Annotated in this window: 17 protein-coding genes; 8 read left to right on the top strand and 9 right to left on the bottom strand. The window is 54.2% G+C overall.

Annotation, left to right across the window (positions count from 1 at the left end; all coding sequences use genetic code 11):
• Positions 1-149: 149 nt before the first annotated feature.
• The 5 genes from G0034_RS09265 to lpp all read left to right on the top strand — a co-directional run bounded on the left by G0034_RS09265 (position 150) and on the right by lpp (position 5,012).
• The gene (locus G0034_RS09265) at positions 150-1,520 is read left to right on the top strand and encodes a pyridoxal-phosphate dependent enzyme (protein WP_179120745.1); all 1,371 of its coding nucleotides are present in this window, start codon (positions 150-152) and stop codon (positions 1,518-1,520) included.
• A 10-nt stretch (positions 1,521-1,530) separates the two neighbouring features.
• The gene (locus G0034_RS09260) at positions 1,531-2,676 is read left to right on the top strand and encodes a trans-sulfuration enzyme family protein (protein WP_179121319.1); all 1,146 of its coding nucleotides are present in this window, start codon (positions 1,531-1,533) and stop codon (positions 2,674-2,676) included.
• 175 nt (positions 2,677-2,851) lie between these two features.
• Complete coding sequence (gene ynhH / locus G0034_RS23605) at positions 2,852-3,046, top strand: protein YnhH (protein WP_418251742.1); 195 nt, start codon at positions 2,852-2,854, stop codon at positions 3,044-3,046.
• A gap of 7 nt (positions 3,047-3,053) precedes the next feature.
• Positions 3,054-4,466, top strand: a complete 1,413-nt coding sequence (pykF, locus tag G0034_RS09255) for a pyruvate kinase PykF (protein WP_014883536.1) — start codon at positions 3,054-3,056, stop codon at positions 4,464-4,466.
• Between the two features lie 309 nt (positions 4,467-4,775).
• Complete coding sequence (gene lpp, locus G0034_RS09250) at positions 4,776-5,012, top strand: murein lipoprotein Lpp (RefSeq protein ID WP_001082307.1); 237 nt, start codon at positions 4,776-4,778, stop codon at positions 5,010-5,012.
• A 62-nt stretch (positions 5,013-5,074) separates the two neighbouring features.
• Here the strand turns inward: lpp and ldtE are convergent, their stop codons facing one another.
• The 9 genes from ldtE to G0034_RS09205 form a co-directional block, all read right to left on the bottom strand.
• Positions 5,075-6,088 (bottom strand): L,D-transpeptidase LdtE, encoded by a 1,014-nt coding sequence (gene ldtE / locus G0034_RS09245; protein ID WP_063434455.1) that lies wholly within the window; start codon positions 6,086-6,088, stop codon positions 5,075-5,077.
• Positions 6,089-6,185: 97 nt separating this feature from the next.
• On the bottom strand, positions 6,186-6,602 hold the full coding sequence (gene sufE / locus G0034_RS09240) for a cysteine desulfuration protein SufE (protein ID WP_050861843.1): 417 nt from the start codon (positions 6,600-6,602) through the stop codon (positions 6,186-6,188).
• A 14-nt stretch (positions 6,603-6,616) separates the two neighbouring features.
• Entirely contained in the window at positions 6,617-7,837 is a 1,221-nt protein-coding gene (sufS, locus tag G0034_RS09235) for a cysteine desulfurase SufS (RefSeq protein ID WP_014883533.1), read from the bottom strand.
• Positions 7,834-9,102, bottom strand: coding sequence for a Fe-S cluster assembly protein SufD (gene sufD, locus G0034_RS09230; protein ID WP_014883532.1), 1,269 nt, complete (start codon positions 9,100-9,102; stop codon positions 7,834-7,836). The genes sufS and sufD overlap by 4 nt, the downstream gene beginning before the upstream one ends.
• Positions 9,077-9,823 carry a Fe-S cluster assembly ATPase SufC gene (gene sufC, locus G0034_RS09225; RefSeq protein ID WP_014883531.1) on the bottom strand — a complete coding sequence of 249 codons (747 nt, stop codon included), beginning with the start codon at positions 9,821-9,823 and terminating at the stop codon, positions 9,077-9,079. The genes sufD and sufC overlap by 26 nt, the downstream gene beginning before the upstream one ends.
• A gap of 10 nt (positions 9,824-9,833) precedes the next feature.
• The gene (sufB, locus tag G0034_RS09220; protein ID WP_014883530.1) at positions 9,834-11,324 is read right to left on the bottom strand and encodes a Fe-S cluster assembly protein SufB; all 1,491 of its coding nucleotides are present in this window, start codon (positions 11,322-11,324) and stop codon (positions 9,834-9,836) included.
• Between the two features lie 8 nt (positions 11,325-11,332).
• Positions 11,333-11,701, bottom strand: a complete 369-nt coding sequence (gene sufA, locus G0034_RS09215; protein ID WP_008500631.1) for a Fe-S cluster assembly scaffold SufA — start codon at positions 11,699-11,701, stop codon at positions 11,333-11,335.
• A 314-nt stretch (positions 11,702-12,015) separates the two neighbouring features.
• On the bottom strand, positions 12,016-12,744 hold the full coding sequence (locus G0034_RS09210) for a MerR family transcriptional regulator (protein WP_014883529.1): 729 nt from the start codon (positions 12,742-12,744) through the stop codon (positions 12,016-12,018).
• A 188-nt stretch (positions 12,745-12,932) separates the two neighbouring features.
• A complete protein-coding gene (locus tag G0034_RS09205; RefSeq protein WP_014883528.1) occupies positions 12,933-14,153 on the bottom strand; it encodes a diguanylate phosphodiesterase in 1,221 nt (406 codons plus the stop codon).
• 341 nt (positions 14,154-14,494) lie between these two features.
• Between G0034_RS09205 and ycgZ the strand changes: the two genes are divergently transcribed.
• The 3 genes from ycgZ to G0034_RS09190 are packed head-to-tail and all read left to right on the top strand — an operon-like array spanning position 14,495 to position 15,367.
• Positions 14,495-14,734, top strand: a complete 240-nt coding sequence (gene ycgZ, locus G0034_RS09200) for a regulatory protein YcgZ (protein WP_008500634.1) — start codon at positions 14,495-14,497, stop codon at positions 14,732-14,734.
• A gap of 4 nt (positions 14,735-14,738) precedes the next feature.
• On the top strand, positions 14,739-15,059 hold the full coding sequence (locus G0034_RS09195) for a hypothetical protein (protein WP_032628871.1): 321 nt from the start codon (positions 14,739-14,741) through the stop codon (positions 15,057-15,059).
• Positions 15,060-15,088: 29 nt separating this feature from the next.
• Positions 15,089-15,367, top strand: coding sequence for a biofilm/acid-resistance regulator YmgB/AriR (locus G0034_RS09190; RefSeq protein ID WP_014883526.1), 279 nt, complete (start codon positions 15,089-15,091; stop codon positions 15,365-15,367).
• Positions 15,368-15,479 lie beyond the last annotated feature (112 nt).

Here is a 15,479-nt window from a genome sequence, read left to right as displayed (position 1 = left end):
TCACTTCCAGACAACTTTACGTCTTGCTGTCCTGACATCCAAAAACAGCACTGATATTCCCGTCTGTTATAAAAAGCAGTGAAGTGTTCTTTATTGCGAAAATTTCTCCGCCCTATCATCCCGTCATGACACCCAGAAAGGAAAACATCATGACGATCTACCACTCCGTCACCGAACTGATTGGCCGGACACCGCTGATCCAGTTGCACAAGCTTGATACCGGTCCCTGCTCGCTGTTTCTGAAGCTGGAGAACCAAAACCCCGGCGGCTCCATTAAAGATCGCGTGGCGTTATCGATGATTAACGACGCGGAGCGTACCGGCCAGCTACGGCCGGGTGGCACGATTATTGAAGCAACGGCGGGGAATACCGGCCTCGGGCTGGCGCTGATCGCCGCCCAGAAAGGCTATACGCTTATCCTGGTGGTGCCGGACAAAATGAGCCGCGAGAAGATTTTCCACCTGCGCGCGCTGGGTGCCCAGGTGATACTGACCCGTTCCGACGTCAATAAGGGGCATCCGGCCTATTACCAGGATTACGCCCAGCGCCTGGCCGATGAACTGCCGGGCGCGTTTTATATCGACCAGTTCAATAACGACGCTAACCCGCTGGCACATCGCACTACCACGGCACCGGAACTGTATGAGCAGCTTGACGGCAGAATTGACGCCATCGTGGTCGGCGTCGGCTCAGGCGGGACGCTGGGCGGCCTGCAGGCGTGGTTTTCAGAGCATTCGCCACATACGGAGTTTGTGCTGGCCGACCCGGTAGGTTCTGTGCTCGCCGATCAGGTCGAGACCGGTCGCTACCACGATGCGGGCGCCTGGCTGGTTGAGGGCATTGGCGAAGACTTTATTCCACCGCTGGCCCGCATTGAAGGCGTGAACCGCGCGTGGCGCATTACCGACCGCGAAGCGTTTGCCACCGCGCGTGAACTGCTGAAAACGGAAGGCATTCTGGCGGGCTCCTCCAGCGGCACCCTGCTGGCGGCGGCGCTGAAATATTGCCATGCGCAAACCACGCCGAAACGCGTGGTGACCTTCGCCTGCGACAGCGGCAATAAATATCTCTCGAAGATGTTCAACGACGACTGGATGCGCCAGCAGGGGCTCATCACGCGCCCTCAGGCAGGCGATCTCTCTGACTACATTGCCCTGCGCCACGATGAAGGCGCTACCGTCACCGCCGCCCCGGATGACACGCTCTCCACCGTTCTGGCACGCATGCGCCTGTACGACATCTCCCAGCTGCCGGTACTGGAAAACGGTCAGGTCGTCGGCATTATCGACGAGTGGGATCTGTTGCGGCATATCGGCGGTGAAGCTGACCGCTTCGCCCTTCCCGTGACAGAGGCCATGACGCGTCAGGTGGAATTTCTCGATAAACGCGCCCCGGAAAGCGCCCTGCACGCCATCTTCGACCGCGGTCTGGTGGCCGTCATTAATGACAACGACCGTTTTCTCGGTTTGATTACGCGCAGCGACGTGCTGACCGCGTGGCGCAACCGTCTTCAGCCATAAGGAACAGATGATGAAAAACCTGGCAACCCTGAGCGTCCACAGCGGCGCGTTCAATGATCAGCATGGCGCCGTTATGCCGCCGATTTACGCCACCTCGACGTTTGCGCAACCCTCTCCCGGGGAGCATACCGGCTATGAGTATTCCCGCAGCGGCAATCCGACGCGCCATGCGCTCGAAACCGCCATCGCCGAACTGGAAGGCGGAACGCGCGGCTACGCCTTTGCATCCGGTCTCGCCGCCATCTCCACCGTGCTTGAACTGCTGGAGAAAGACAGCCATATCGTCGCCATTGATGACGTCTACGGCGGCACATATCGCCTGATTGAAAATGTCCGCAAACGCAGCACCGGTGTGCAGGTCAGCTGGGTTAAGCCGGACGATCTAGCCGGGCTTGAGGCGGCTATTCGCCCGGACACCCGCATGATCTGGGTTGAAACCCCCACCAACCCGCTGCTGAAGCTGGCGGATTTAGCGGCTATCGCTGACATCGCCCGTCGTCATAACGTTATCAGCGTGGCGGATAACACCTTCGCATCGCCGGTCATTCACCGTCCGCTGGCGTCGGGTTTCGACATCGTGGTGCACTCAGCAACCAAATACCTTAACGGCCACTCTGACGTGGTGGCCGGGCTGGCGGTGGTGGGTGATAATCCGGCGCTGGCGGACAGGCTTGGCTACCTGCAGAACGCGGTTGGCGGCGTACTGGACCCGTTTAGCAGCTTCCTGACCCTGCGCGGTATTCGTACCCTTTCGCTGCGCATAGAGAGACACAGCAGCAACGCGCTGGCGATTGCGCAATGGCTGGAACAGCATCCGCTGGTTGAACGGGTCTTTTATCCCGGACTGGAGTCGCACCCGCAATATCAGCTTGCCCGCACGCAGATGGCGCTGCCCGGCGGGATGATTTCTGTCGTGGTGAAAGGTGATGCGCAACGCGCCACAGAGGTGATTCGCAACCTGACGTTGTTCACCCTTGCGGAAAGCCTGGGCGGCGTAGAGAGTCTGGTGAGCCAGCCTTACAGCATGACGCACGCCTCGATTCCGCTGGCGCAACGGCTGGCAAACGGTATTGTGCCACAGCTGATTCGCCTGTCGGTGGGGATTGAAGATCCTAAAGACCTCATCGCCGACCTCAGTCAGGCGCTGCAAAAATAAGCAAAATGCGGCAGGTCAATCACCTGCCGCGATAAGTTGTCATCATGGCTTAACGCGTTGATAACAATATTATGTAAAACGACATTGATTATTTCTGAAACACCGTTTCCATTTTCCTTTTATCTTAAAATCAGCGTATAATGCGCGCCAAATCCCTGGTGAATGGTTTCAGCGCTTGGAATACAAAAAACAACGTACAACTTCTCCTCTCCTTCGTTGGGCTGTCACTCAGGCACACTTTCTTCTGCACGCTCATTTGATGTCTCCTATCCTTAGTGCGTGTCATATACTCTTTTGCAACACAGGTTTGACTCTGCGGCGGTGCGCCCCCGGAGCGAGATTTCCATATCCTTCCCAACTTAAAGACTAAGACTGTCATGAAAAAGACGAAAATTGTTTGTACTATCGGCCCGAAAACCGAATCCGAAGAGATGCTGAGCAAAATGCTGGACGCCGGCATGAACGTGATGCGTCTGAACTTCTCTCACGGTGACTATGCAGAACACGGTCAGCGTATCCAGAACTTGCGCAACGTGATGAGCAAAACCGGTAAAAAAGCGGCTATCCTGCTCGACACCAAAGGTCCGGAAATCCGTACCATCAAACTGGAAGGCGGCAACGACGTCTCTCTGAAAGCAGGCCAGACGTTCACCTTCACCACGGACAAATCCGTTGTGGGGAACAGCGAAATCGTTGCGGTCACCTATGAAGGCTTCACCAGCGATCTGTCCGTCGGTAACACCGTCCTGGTCGACGATGGTCTGATCGGTATGGAAGTGACCGCGATTGAAGGTAACAAGGTTATCTGTAAAGTGCTGAACAACGGCGACCTGGGCGAAAACAAAGGCGTTAACCTGCCGGGCGTTTCTATCGCGCTGCCAGCACTGGCTGAAAAAGACAAGCAAGACCTGATCTTCGGCTGCGAACAAGGCGTTGACTTCGTTGCAGCGTCCTTCATCCGTAAGCGTTCTGACGTGGTCGAAATTCGCGAGCACCTGAAAGCGCACGGCGGCGAGAAGATCCAGATCATCTCCAAAATCGAAAACCAGGAAGGCCTGAACAACTTCGACGAAATCCTCGAAGCGTCTGACGGCATCATGGTTGCACGTGGCGACCTGGGCGTTGAAATCCCGGTTGAAGAAGTGATCTTCGCGCAGAAGATGATGATCGAAAAATGTGTTCGCGCGCGTAAAGTGGTTATTACCGCTACGCAGATGCTGGACTCTATGATCAAAAACCCACGCCCAACCCGCGCTGAAGCAGGCGACGTGGCTAACGCCATCCTCGACGGTACCGATGCTGTTATGCTGTCCGGCGAATCCGCAAAAGGGAAATATCCTCTGGAAGCGGTTGGCATTATGGCGACCATCTGTGAACGTACTGACCGCGTGATGACCAGCCGTCTGGACTTCAATAACGACAGCCGCAAGCTGCGCATCACCGAAGCCGTTTGCCGCGGTGCGGTAGAAACTGCTGAGAAACTGGAAGCGCCACTGATTGTGGTTGCGACCCAGGGCGGTAAATCTGCGCGTGCAGTGCGTAAATACTTCCCGGATGCCACTATCCTGGCCCTGACCACCAACGAAACCACCGCGCGTCAGCTGGTGCTGAGCAAAGGCGTCGTTGCACACCTGGTTAAAGAGATTGCCTCTACTGACGATTTCTACATTCAGGGTAAAGCCATGGCTCTGGAAAGCGGTCTGGCACAGAAAGGCGACGTTGTGGTTATGGTTTCTGGTGCGCTGGTACCAAGCGGAACGACCAATACTGCATCCGTTCACGTGCTGTAATAATTCACGAACGAATTAATTTTGATAAAAAGCGCCCAATGGGCGCTTTTTTTATTCCAGTCATTAGCCAAACTCATTCAAAAAGCAAATCGGGTTTTTCTATTTAATTGCGAATTATCTAAGATGAATCCGATGAAAAATGCCTTTTTTTACATAGCTTTTTACTCAAAAAGGGCCGATTCGATGCTTCTTTGAGCGAACGATCAAAAATAGGCGTATTCCCATCAAAAAAATATTCTCAACCCAAAAAACTTTGTGTAATACTTGTAACGCTACATGGAGATTAACTCAATCTAGAGGGTATTAATAATGAATCGTACTAAACTGGTACTGGGCGCGGTAATCCTGGGTTCTACTCTGCTGGCTGGTTGCTCCAGCAACGCTAAAATCGATCAGCTGTCTTCTGACGTTCAGACTCTGAACGCTAAAGTTGACCAGCTGAGCAACGACGTGAACGCAATGCGTTCCGACGTTCAGGCTGCTAAAGACGACGCAGCTCGCGCTAACCAGCGTCTGGACAACCAGGCTACTAAATACCGTAAGTAATAGTACCTGTTAATAAAATGGCGCACATTGTGCGCCATTTTTTTTGCCTGCGTCATACGGCTCTACTGCGTCATCTTCTCCCCTGCCTCTTCCGCTACCGCCGCGGACACACGACTGTTCTGCACTGACAATACGCTGTTACTGGCCGACGGGCCGCTTCCCGCAGAAACCACAACCGGGATCCCCGCACGGCGCGCCAGGGCTTTATCGATCAGCGCCTTATCGCTTCCGGACTGTGAAACAAAGGTCGCAAAGTCGGCGGAGTGCGTAATGGGCGAAATCTGTGGGTTTTCACCTTCCACCTGTGCCAGCGGACGATGGACCTCAATATAGCGTTTACCATCCGGCTCGACCGCGAATTTCACTGGCTCATTGATGATTTGTACCCGGGTGCCAACCCGTACCTGTTCGAACAGGGCTTTAATATCCGGGGCGTTCATTCGCATACAGCCGGAACTGACGCGCAAGCCAACGCTGTCTGGCGCACTGGTTCCGTGGATAAGATATTCCCCATTACCAATACCCAAACGCAGGGCATAGCGTCCCAGCGGGTTATTTGGCCCTGCGGGAACCACAGGAGGCAGTTTAATTCCCTGCGCCAGCGAACGGGCTCTGATACCGGCCGTCGGCGTCCAGGTTGGGTTCGGGATTTTTTGACTGACGCGGGTCGTGCTCACCGGTGTTTCCAGCCCCAGTTGCCCGATGCCAAGGGGGAAAACCTGGACAATGTTCTCTCCCGGCGGGAAATAGTAAAGCCGCAGCTCAGCGAGGTTCACAACAATACCCTCGCGCGGCGTGTCGGGTAGCAGCATCTGCGACGGGATTGTGATAACGGTTCCCGGTGCAGGGTTTACCGGCGCAATCGTATTGTTCGTTTCGAGGATCACCTGTGCCGCGGTATTAAACCGGCGGGCGATGGTCTGCAGCTTATTATCCCCTTCCTGTATGGTGTAGGTTTGATTTTGCCCAATCAGGCGACTGCCTGCGGGCGGCAACGGATAGTCCATCGCGCGGGCCGAATTAAGTGTACCGAGCGAACTGAGGAGTAATAGAGTTATGAGAGACGCGCGCTTCATGCTGAGATTCCTTATTCACTGGCAGAATGCCAGAAAGCTGAAAAACCAGCGAGGCGGGAACCACCTCGCGAAACAGAATGAATGCTGTTCTGTAAGTCTAGCTAAGGATTGCCGCTTTGGCGCGAATGGCGCGAATCATCGCTTCCAGTCCCTGGGAACGAGACGGGGTGAGGTGTTGGGTGAGGGCCATTTTTTCAAACCACGGGCGGACATCGAAGGCGACAATATCCTGCGCTGACATCTGGTGATAAAGAATAAAGACCACCGCAATCAGCCCTTTTACTATTGCCGCATCGCTGTCACCCTGCAGGGTTATCGTGCCATCGTCAGACTGCGCCATCACAATCCACACCTGGCTTTGACAGCCCTGAATACTGTTCTCGGGGGTATGCGCCTCTTTACTAAGCGGCGGCAGACGCTGCCCCAGCTCAATGATGTAGAGGTATTTCTCTTCCCAGTTTGCGCAACGCCCAAAGTTGCGCAGCAATTTCTCTTTATCCGGCAGTTCTGCCATCGTTCGCCTCTTTGTCAGCCCAGCAACTGGTGAATGCGTTTTAGTCCCGCCACCAGCCTGTCGACCTCTTCCATTGTGTTATACATCACCAGCGATGCGCGGCACATTGCCGGAACCTGGTAAAAGGCCATGAGCGGCATGGCGCAGTGGTGCCCGGTGCGCACGGCCACGCCGTAATTATCAAGGAAGCTGCCCACGTCATAGGCGTGGTGTTGTCCCAGATTAAAGGCAATCACACCCTGTCGGTCAGCCGGCCCGTACAAGGTCAGGTCCGGCACGCTGGCCAGCTCCTGCAGCGCGTAATGCATCAGCAGCTGTTCGTACTCCTGAATGGCATCAAGGCCAATTCCGGAAACGTAAGACACCGCCGCCCCCAGCCCGATGATCCCGCCGGTGTTGGGCGTGCCCGCCTCAAAACGCCACGGCGCACGGGCGTAGGTGGTCCCTTCCGAGAGGCTAACGGTAGCGATCATTGACCCGCCCCCCTCCCACGGCGGCATCGCCTGCAGGATGTCCTCTTTCACATACAGCACGCCGATACCGGTTGGGCCATAAAGCTTGTGTCCTGAGAACACGTAGAAGTCGCAGTCCAGCGCCTGGACATCCACCGCGTGGTGCATTACCGCCTGTGCACCGTCAATCAGCACTTTCGCCCCGGCCTGATGGGCCTTATCGACAATCTCCGCAACCGGGTTTTCAGTACCCAGAACGTTAGAGACCTGGGTGACAGCCACCAGCCGCGTTTTATCGTCCAGCAAGGCGTCAAGCTGCTCAAGCTGTAACGTTCCGTCCAGGTTCAACGGGATGACGCGTAATTGCGCGCCAACGCGCTCACACAGCATTTGCCACGGTACGATATTGGCGTGGTGCTCCATCTGGGTAATGATGATGTTATCCCCGGCATGCACCTGAGCGTTACCCCAACTGTTGGCGACGAGGTTAATCCCCTCGGTGGTGCCGCGCACAAACACCAGCTCTTCCGGCGAGCGCGCATTGAGGAAGGCAGCCACCTGCGTGCGCACGTTCTCCATGCGCTGGGTGGCTTCCGCGCTCAGGGTATGAATACCCCGATGTACCGCTGCATAACCGTGGCGGTAGAACTCGGCTTCCGCATCCACCACCTGATTCGGTTTCTGCGCGCTGGCCGCGCTGTCGAGATAAGCCAGCGGCAGACCGTTCACTTCACGGGTCAGAACCGGGAAATCTGCCCGTACTTTCTCTACGGGAAAACTCATGCTTCGCCTCCGGGCAGACGCTGACCAATACGGGCCAACACCTGCTGCTTCAGTACGCCATCATGCAGCGCTTCCGTAAGCTCCGCCGCAAAGGCATAGATAATCATTTTCTGCGCCGCCTGCTGGTCGATACCGCGGGAACGCAGGTAGAACATCTGTTCGTCGTCGATCCGCCCGACCGTGGCGCCGTGGCTGCATTTTACGTCGTCGGCGTAAATCTCCAGCTGCGGCTTCGTGTCGACCTCCGCCAGGCGTCCCAGCAGGAGATTGTTGTTGGTCATCTGCCCGTCAGTCTTGATGGCGTGTTGCGCGACGTTAATCAGACCATTAAATACCGCGCGTCCTTTATCGCTGACGATGGTTTTGTGCAGCTGGCGGCTGTTGCAGTAACCTTTGTTGTGCTCAAGCCACGTGCGCGTATCGCACACTTCTGATTTGACCGGCATCGCCAGGCTGTTGATACGCAGCGTGGTATTTTCACCGTTAAGCTGGGTACTGGTGTTATGGCGCAGCACCGCACCGCCGAGCAGGAAGCTATGGCTGTACGCCGCGGCATCCGGTCCCAGCAGGATATCGTTATGCGCGAAGTGGTGGCTCTGGGGGTTCTCAAACGCCAGCTTAATGTGGTGGAGCTGCGCATTGGCGGCAACGTTCATCGTCAGACGCGACCCGGTAAAGTGGCGGGTGTCATTAAGACTCACGTAATGCTCAATCACCGTCGCGTCGGCCCCTTCGGCCAGTTCAAGATGGTGGCGATAGTGGGCGGTGTTGATTTCATCGCCCTCTACGCCCTGGGTGATATGCATCAGAAGCAACGGCCTGGCCGGACGCTGGTTACGCTTAACCTGGATATGCGTCACGCTGCGGGCGAGGCTCTCGGTCAAATGCAGGAAAACCTCCGGCTGAACCGGGGCGCCCAGACTCTGGCGTTCGTCGTTAATCACAATCCCGTAACCGCTCTCCCGGGTGTCATCGCTCAGTTCAGGGTGATAAACGCCGTCGACAAAGACCAGCCGTACCGCATCCACGGTCAACGCCAGGGCATCTCGTCGCTCCGGACCGATCGCCGCCGGACGCGCCACAAACTCGCCGCTCAGCAGGCCATCTAGCGGGGTATATTTCCAGTTTTCATGTTTACGCGTCGGCAGGCCGAGGCGCAGCATCTGCTGCAGGTGCTGCTGCGCCAGCTCAGAGCGATTCCCCTGCGCCTCGAACAGCCGGTGCCACTGCTGGAGTGCATTACTGCTGTTCGGTAAGCCAGCCATAACCCTGCTCCTCCAGTTGTTTAACCAGCGTGAAATCACCGGATTTCACAATGCGTCCCTGGTAAAGCACGTGGACGTAATCCGGCTTGATGTAGTCGAGAATACGCTGGTAGTGAGTGACGATAATGAACGAACGCTTGCCGTCACGCAGGGAGTTCACCCCGTCAGCGACAATCTTCAGGGCGTCGATATCCAGACCGGAGTCGGTCTCATCCAGAATGCACAGCTGTGGCTCCAGCACCGCCATCTGCAGAATATCGTTACGCTTTTTCTCGCCACCGGAAAAACCAACGTTGACCGAACGGGTCAGCAGGTCTTCCGGCATTTTCAGCAGTTTGATCTTCTCTTCCATCAGATCCTGGAAGTCGAAGCGATCCAGGGCTTCCAGTCCGCGGTACTTGCGCACCGCATTCAGCGCCGTCTGAAGGAAGAACTGGTTGCTGACGCCCGGAATTTCGACCGGATACTGGAAGGCCATGAAGATACCTTCACCCGCGCGATCTTCCGGCGACATCTCCAGCAGATCTTTACCGTTAAATTCGACCGAGCCGTGCGTCACTTCGTAATCTTCACGTCCCGCCAGCGTCGCTGAAAGCGTACTTTTCCCGGAGCCGTTAGGCCCCATGATGGCGTGAACTTCACCCGGCTTGACGTCAAAATTGAGGCCACGCAGGATCGCTTTATCTTCCACGCTAACCTGTAAATCTTTAATACGTAACATGTGCTTTCCCTTAACCGACGCTGTGTTCAAGACTGATGGCGAGGAGTTTTTGTGCTTCAACGGCGAATTCCAGCGGCAGTTCAGAGAACACGTCCTTACAGAAGCCGTTCACAATCATCGAAATGGCATCTTCTTCACTGATCCCGCGCTGCAGGCAGTAGAAGAGCTGATCTTCCCCAATACGCGACGTCGTCGCCTCATGCTCCAGCTGTGCTGAATTATTACGGCACTCGACGTACGGGAAGGTATGCGCTCCGCAGTCGGCCCCGATAAGCATCGAGTCACACTGGGTGAAGTTACGGGCGTTGGTCGCCGTTGGCATGATTTTCACCAGCCCGCGATAGCTGTTCTGGCTGTGCCCGGCGGAGATCCCTTTCGAGATGATGGTTGATTTGGTGTTTTTACCGATGTGGATCATCTTGGTGCCGGTATCGGCCTGCTGATGTCCGCTGGTCAGCGCCACAGAATAAAACTCACCGATGGAGTTATCCCCGCGCAGAATACAGCTCGGGTACTTCCAGGTAATGGCTGAGCCGGTTTCCGACTGCGTCCACGACATTTTGCTGTTTTCACCTTCACACAGCGCACGCTTGGTGACGAAGTTCAGGATCCCACCGGTATTGCCGTCGCCGGGGAACCAGTTCTGCACCGTTGAGTATTTGACCTCAGCGTCTTTGTGAATAATGACTTCAACGACCGCCGCGTGCAGCTGATAGCTGTCGCGTACCGGGGCGGAGCACCCTTCGATATAGCTGACGTAGCTGCCTTCATCCGCCACCAGAATAGTGCGTTCGAACTGTCCGGTTTTTTCGGCGTTAATGCGGAAATAGGTGGAGAGCTCCATCGGACAGCGCACGCCTTTCGGCACGTAGATAAAGGTCCCGTCCGACGCCACCGCCGCGTTGAGCGCGGCGAAGAAATTATCGTTACTCGGTACCACGGTGCCGATGTACTTTTTCACCAGCTCAGGATGGTCATGAATCGCTTCGCCAAAGGAGCAGAAAATAATCCCCTGCTCCGCCAGCTTTTCACGATAGGTAGTCGCCACCGAAACGGAGTCAAAAATAGCGTCTACGGCGACCTCTTTCCCCTCGCGCACGGGGACGCCGAGCTGATTGAACGCCTCTTCCACCTCTTTACTGAGGAAGCTGTTCTCCGCACCGGTCTGCTGTACTGCACCGGGCTGCGAAGCGCACGTATCATCGCAGCTACCGCAGGATGGCGCAGAGTAGTAGCTGTAATCCTGATAATTCAGCTTGTCATAATGGGCTTTCAGCCAGTGCGGTTCTTCCATCTCCAGCCAGGCACGGTAAGCGCTCAGGCGGAACTCCAGCATCCACTCGGGTTCGTTGCGTTTGGCCGAGATGGCGCGCACGACATCTTCGTTGATGCCTTTCGCCAGCTCATCGGTCTGCAGCTGCGTGAAGAACCCTTCTTTATAATTAAGGTGCCCGCCGCTCCAGGTATTTACATCACTCGTTGCTTCAGTATTACGAGACATAGTACCGCCTATACCCCAAAGCTTTCGCCGCAGCCGCATTCGTTCTGGGCTTTCGGGTTATGAAATTTGAATAACTGGTTTAAACCTTCCCGTACATAATCCACTTCCGTGCCGTCGATAAACGGCATGGCCTGCAGCGCGACGTACAGCTTTGCACCGTCGGTTTCAAAGACCAGATCATCTTTTTCGGGTTCGGTCACAGTATCCAGCACGTAGCCAAAGCCCGCGCAGCCGGTCTGCTTAACGCCTAAACGTACGCCGAGGATCTCGGGCTTTTTCGCCACCAGCTCGTGGATATGCGCTGCCGCCGCAGGCGTGAGCGTCAAACCACGCCAGGCAAAATCGGCAGGATTGAAGGTTTCTGAATGCAGTTCCATAGGTCCACCTCATCTGATTAGCCATCAGGGCATAACACCATGTTAGTGATAACGATTATCACTTCAACCCTCTGTCAGCAGGGGCATTCGGCTAAACCGCCCTTTTTGTCTACTTTTATTAAGCATAGACCCTGTCTGAAGATGCGGGCGGGATGGATGTAATTGTTCAATACTTTGAAAAATAATGGCTTATTTAATCAGCGAGAAAGCGCAAAACGGGGACGTAAAATATGCATCGGAAATGCCTATTTTTAAGATAGCTTTTGCTCTGGAAAGGAGAAAAAACAAAAAAAAGGCCGCAAGGCCTCAGATAATCAGTGGTGAAATGAAACGCTAAATCCCTGCTCACGCCAGTGATCGAGCTGTTCCTGTTGACGGGGCGTTGGCGATGTTCCCGTCCAGACGAAGATTTTTTGCCCGGGGAACAGTTCAGGACGCGGCGAATCAATGGGTTCCGCCAGCACGTCAATATGCCAGCCTTTCTGGGCTAAACGCGCGGCTTCAAGCCAAAGATGTGTACGGTCATCGCACTCCCAGCCAATCAGCAGTGCGTCTTTACCCGCTTTCTTGCGCGATTCCGCGAGGCTTGCAATCGCAAATTCAATCAGGACACCGTCAAACAGACTCGCCATATGGCGTACGGTGTTTTGATCCTGATTCATTCGCTGACGGACGGGTGAAATGATGTTATCGATCAGCGCATCCATCGCGTGATCGCGGCGGAATTCACCGATTTTGGCGCGCAGCTTTGCCGGGCTGGCGTAACGCAGAACGGTCATCATCTCTTCCTGGAAAGAAGCCCAGTTACCCTGAGTCATCACTTCCTTATTTTCCAGCAAGGATTTTACTTTTCCGACCGAAACGCCGCTTTTCATCAGGCGCTTGATCTCTTCGATACGCAGGATATCTTCGTCGTCAAACTGACGATGACCCCCTTCGCTGCGCTGCGGCTTCAACAATCCATAACGGCGCTGCCAGGCACGCAGCGTAACGGGGTTGATACCGCATCGTTCGGCCACTTCGCCGATACTGTAATAGGCCATTAACTCCCTCACGCTCAGAACTTCCATACCTAACTACACCAACCTTATCAGATTGTACAACCCATTTGTAGAATTCAGACCTCATTTTGCACGGGTGAATGGCCTGCAAGGCCATCCAGCTGTTAATACATTGTTGTACAAATCTTGCCTGCCGTACAGTCAAGTCTACAGGTTTTTGTACAGCTTCGTCAGAAATCGTATTTTTTCTCTGGCCATGCGATAGCCGGGATACCGCCGTGTCGGGGGCTGGCAAAAAGATGCCCCTGGAACTGAGAAATGCCCGCAGACTCCAGCCACATCCACTCTTCCGCCTTCTCCACGCCCACCGCGCAAAACTGTATTTCCAGTGAGGCACAGCATTTGATTATCGCCTGAATAATGGCCTGCCGTGGGCCACTTTTATGCACGTTCGCGACCAGATCGCGATTAATCTTAATTCTGTCCGGCTGGAATTGCGCCAGGAGCTGCAACCCGGCAAAACCGGCACCGAAGTGATCGATGGTTACGCTGATACCCGCACTTTTTAGCTGTCTGACCGAATGCGTAAACTCATCGAAACGGGAAATGGCTTCACTTTCGGTAAACTCCACCACAATTTGCTCCGGCACAAAGCCATTTGCATCAATAGCGGTGAGCAGAAAGTCCACGGCATTGGGCACGTTGACCAGCGTCATAGGCAGCAGGTTGATGGATAAAGTCTGATCCTGTAACCCCAGCGCGCTGGCCATGGAGAGAGCCACCTGTTTGCTTTGCAAATCAGAAGCATGCACTTCTTCACGCGTGCGATTGGCGAAATACGCTCCCGGTGAGTCACCGGATGGAGTGCGCAGAAGCGCTTCCCAGGAGACAACCTGCTGCATGAAAGGATCGACGATAGGCTGAAACGCAAAGCTACAGTCCGCCCCTTTTGCCACGACTTCAGGCTGCGCAGATAAGCGCGTTTCTTCCGGGACGAAATCCCAGGAATCCGCAGGCGGCAGCTCAAAATAGTTGGCTTTCTCTGTGGCCTCGACAAAGGTGCGGAAAAACTGCAGCGCACGGTCGTTGTAGGTCAACTGGTAGCGGGTTGTGCCTTTATCAAGCACCTGCTGGAGCACCTCTTCCCTGTCGTACTGGCGCAAATCAAAGAGTTCCATACCCGCTTTACCGAAACGCCGTGAAGGCCCGTGATCGCGCATCAGCTCGACCACATTATGGTGGCGCGTATCAGAGCAGATCTGTTCGTAGATGGACGTTACGTTTTCCGCAGGCCCTTCAAGCAATTGAAAAAAATGTGTGCCGTTGAACAGCAAGATCCCCGTGACGCTGGATTGCCGGTTTTTACTATTTGCAGCAGCGACCATATTTTCCAGCGCTTTCACTGGCACGTCCTCGCAGATGTGACTGCGGTAAATGATGGTTGTAAGCATGCGAGTCCTGGGGGGTTAAGGTTTGACCACAAAAACATGTGGGGAGACTTCTTTTTATAGCACATTAATTGCCTGACAAATAATTTACATCTCAATCATTTACGGCCGTTAATGGTGCATTTATGGGGCGCTGTACAACTTAACAGTGGCTCGTCAATTTGTACAATATATTCTGTAACATTACCGTTTCATGAACAACACACAACAAATTGAAAAATAAAGAATTTATAAAATATATCCTGATTTTATTAAAAATCTGTACATTTTTTATGTACAGATTTGGAAATTGTGTATACCTTAAATGTAACGTTACTGATTACAAAATTTTACAGGAGCGAAACATGCAGCAGAAAGGTTACGTCGCAGATTCCGCAGCAGCGATCGCACAGTACTTCGAAAAAGCCGCGCTTCCCACTCAACAGGAAACGCTGGGACAAGTTGTGGTTGAAATCCTGAGCGACGGGCGAAACCTTAATCGCAAATCGCTCTGTACCAAGCTGTTAAGCCGCCTCGAAAAAGCCGATGGCCCTGAAGAGGAAGAGCACTATCACATGCTGCTTGGTCTGCTCTTCGAACGGTAAGGTTATGAATAGCAGTGACGCAGATAAGCTGACTGACCAGTTGATTGGGGAAGCCGTTCTTTCACTGTTGAAAGAGCACGGCCCGATCACCACTGAGGCTCTTGTACAGCGTCTGCGGGATATGAAAGTACATGAAAAGGATCCCCGGCGGCGGGAGACACTGGCGAAGGTGATTGCCGAAATCGGCTCAAACAGCTTCCCATTAAAACGTCGCAGAACCGCGCAAGGACGAATAACAAGAGAGGGACCTCTCAATGATAACCGAGACAATGTAGTGCCGTTATTTGGAAATGGAAAACCGTCCGATCCCAAAAAAATACATTGACTGCAATTTAACAGCTACGGTGAGAACAAATGAGACAAAATATTCAGCTTCAACCCGAATACCATTCTGCTTTTTTAGAAAGCGCGCTGTCGGAGTATTTCCGTCACGCAGGCGATCGTTTTGCTGAAGAGTCCGCTGTTTTTTCTACTGCAGTACGCTGTGTTCTGGCTTCCGAAGGCCATCTGTCAAATAAAGCCATCATTCTGTGGCTCATCCAGACGCTGGAAGCCACCCATGATGTTGTTCAGGCGGATGTTATTCGTAAGACGCTTGAAATCGTCGTGGGTTACACCATGGACGACCTTTAATTCCCAGCCGCTGCTCTCGTGTCATCGTCAAAACTGACGAACATTTGACGATGACACGTCCCCGCCCTCATAACACCCTGTAAAACAAGCACTTTAAATATGGCATGGTTTC

The organism is Enterobacter sp. T2 (assembly GCF_010692925.1).
Taxonomy (GTDB): domain Bacteria; phylum Pseudomonadota; class Gammaproteobacteria; order Enterobacterales; family Enterobacteriaceae; genus Enterobacter; species Enterobacter kobei.
Note: the sequence above shows the minus strand (reverse complement) of the source record. Positions and strands in the feature narration are given on the sequence as shown.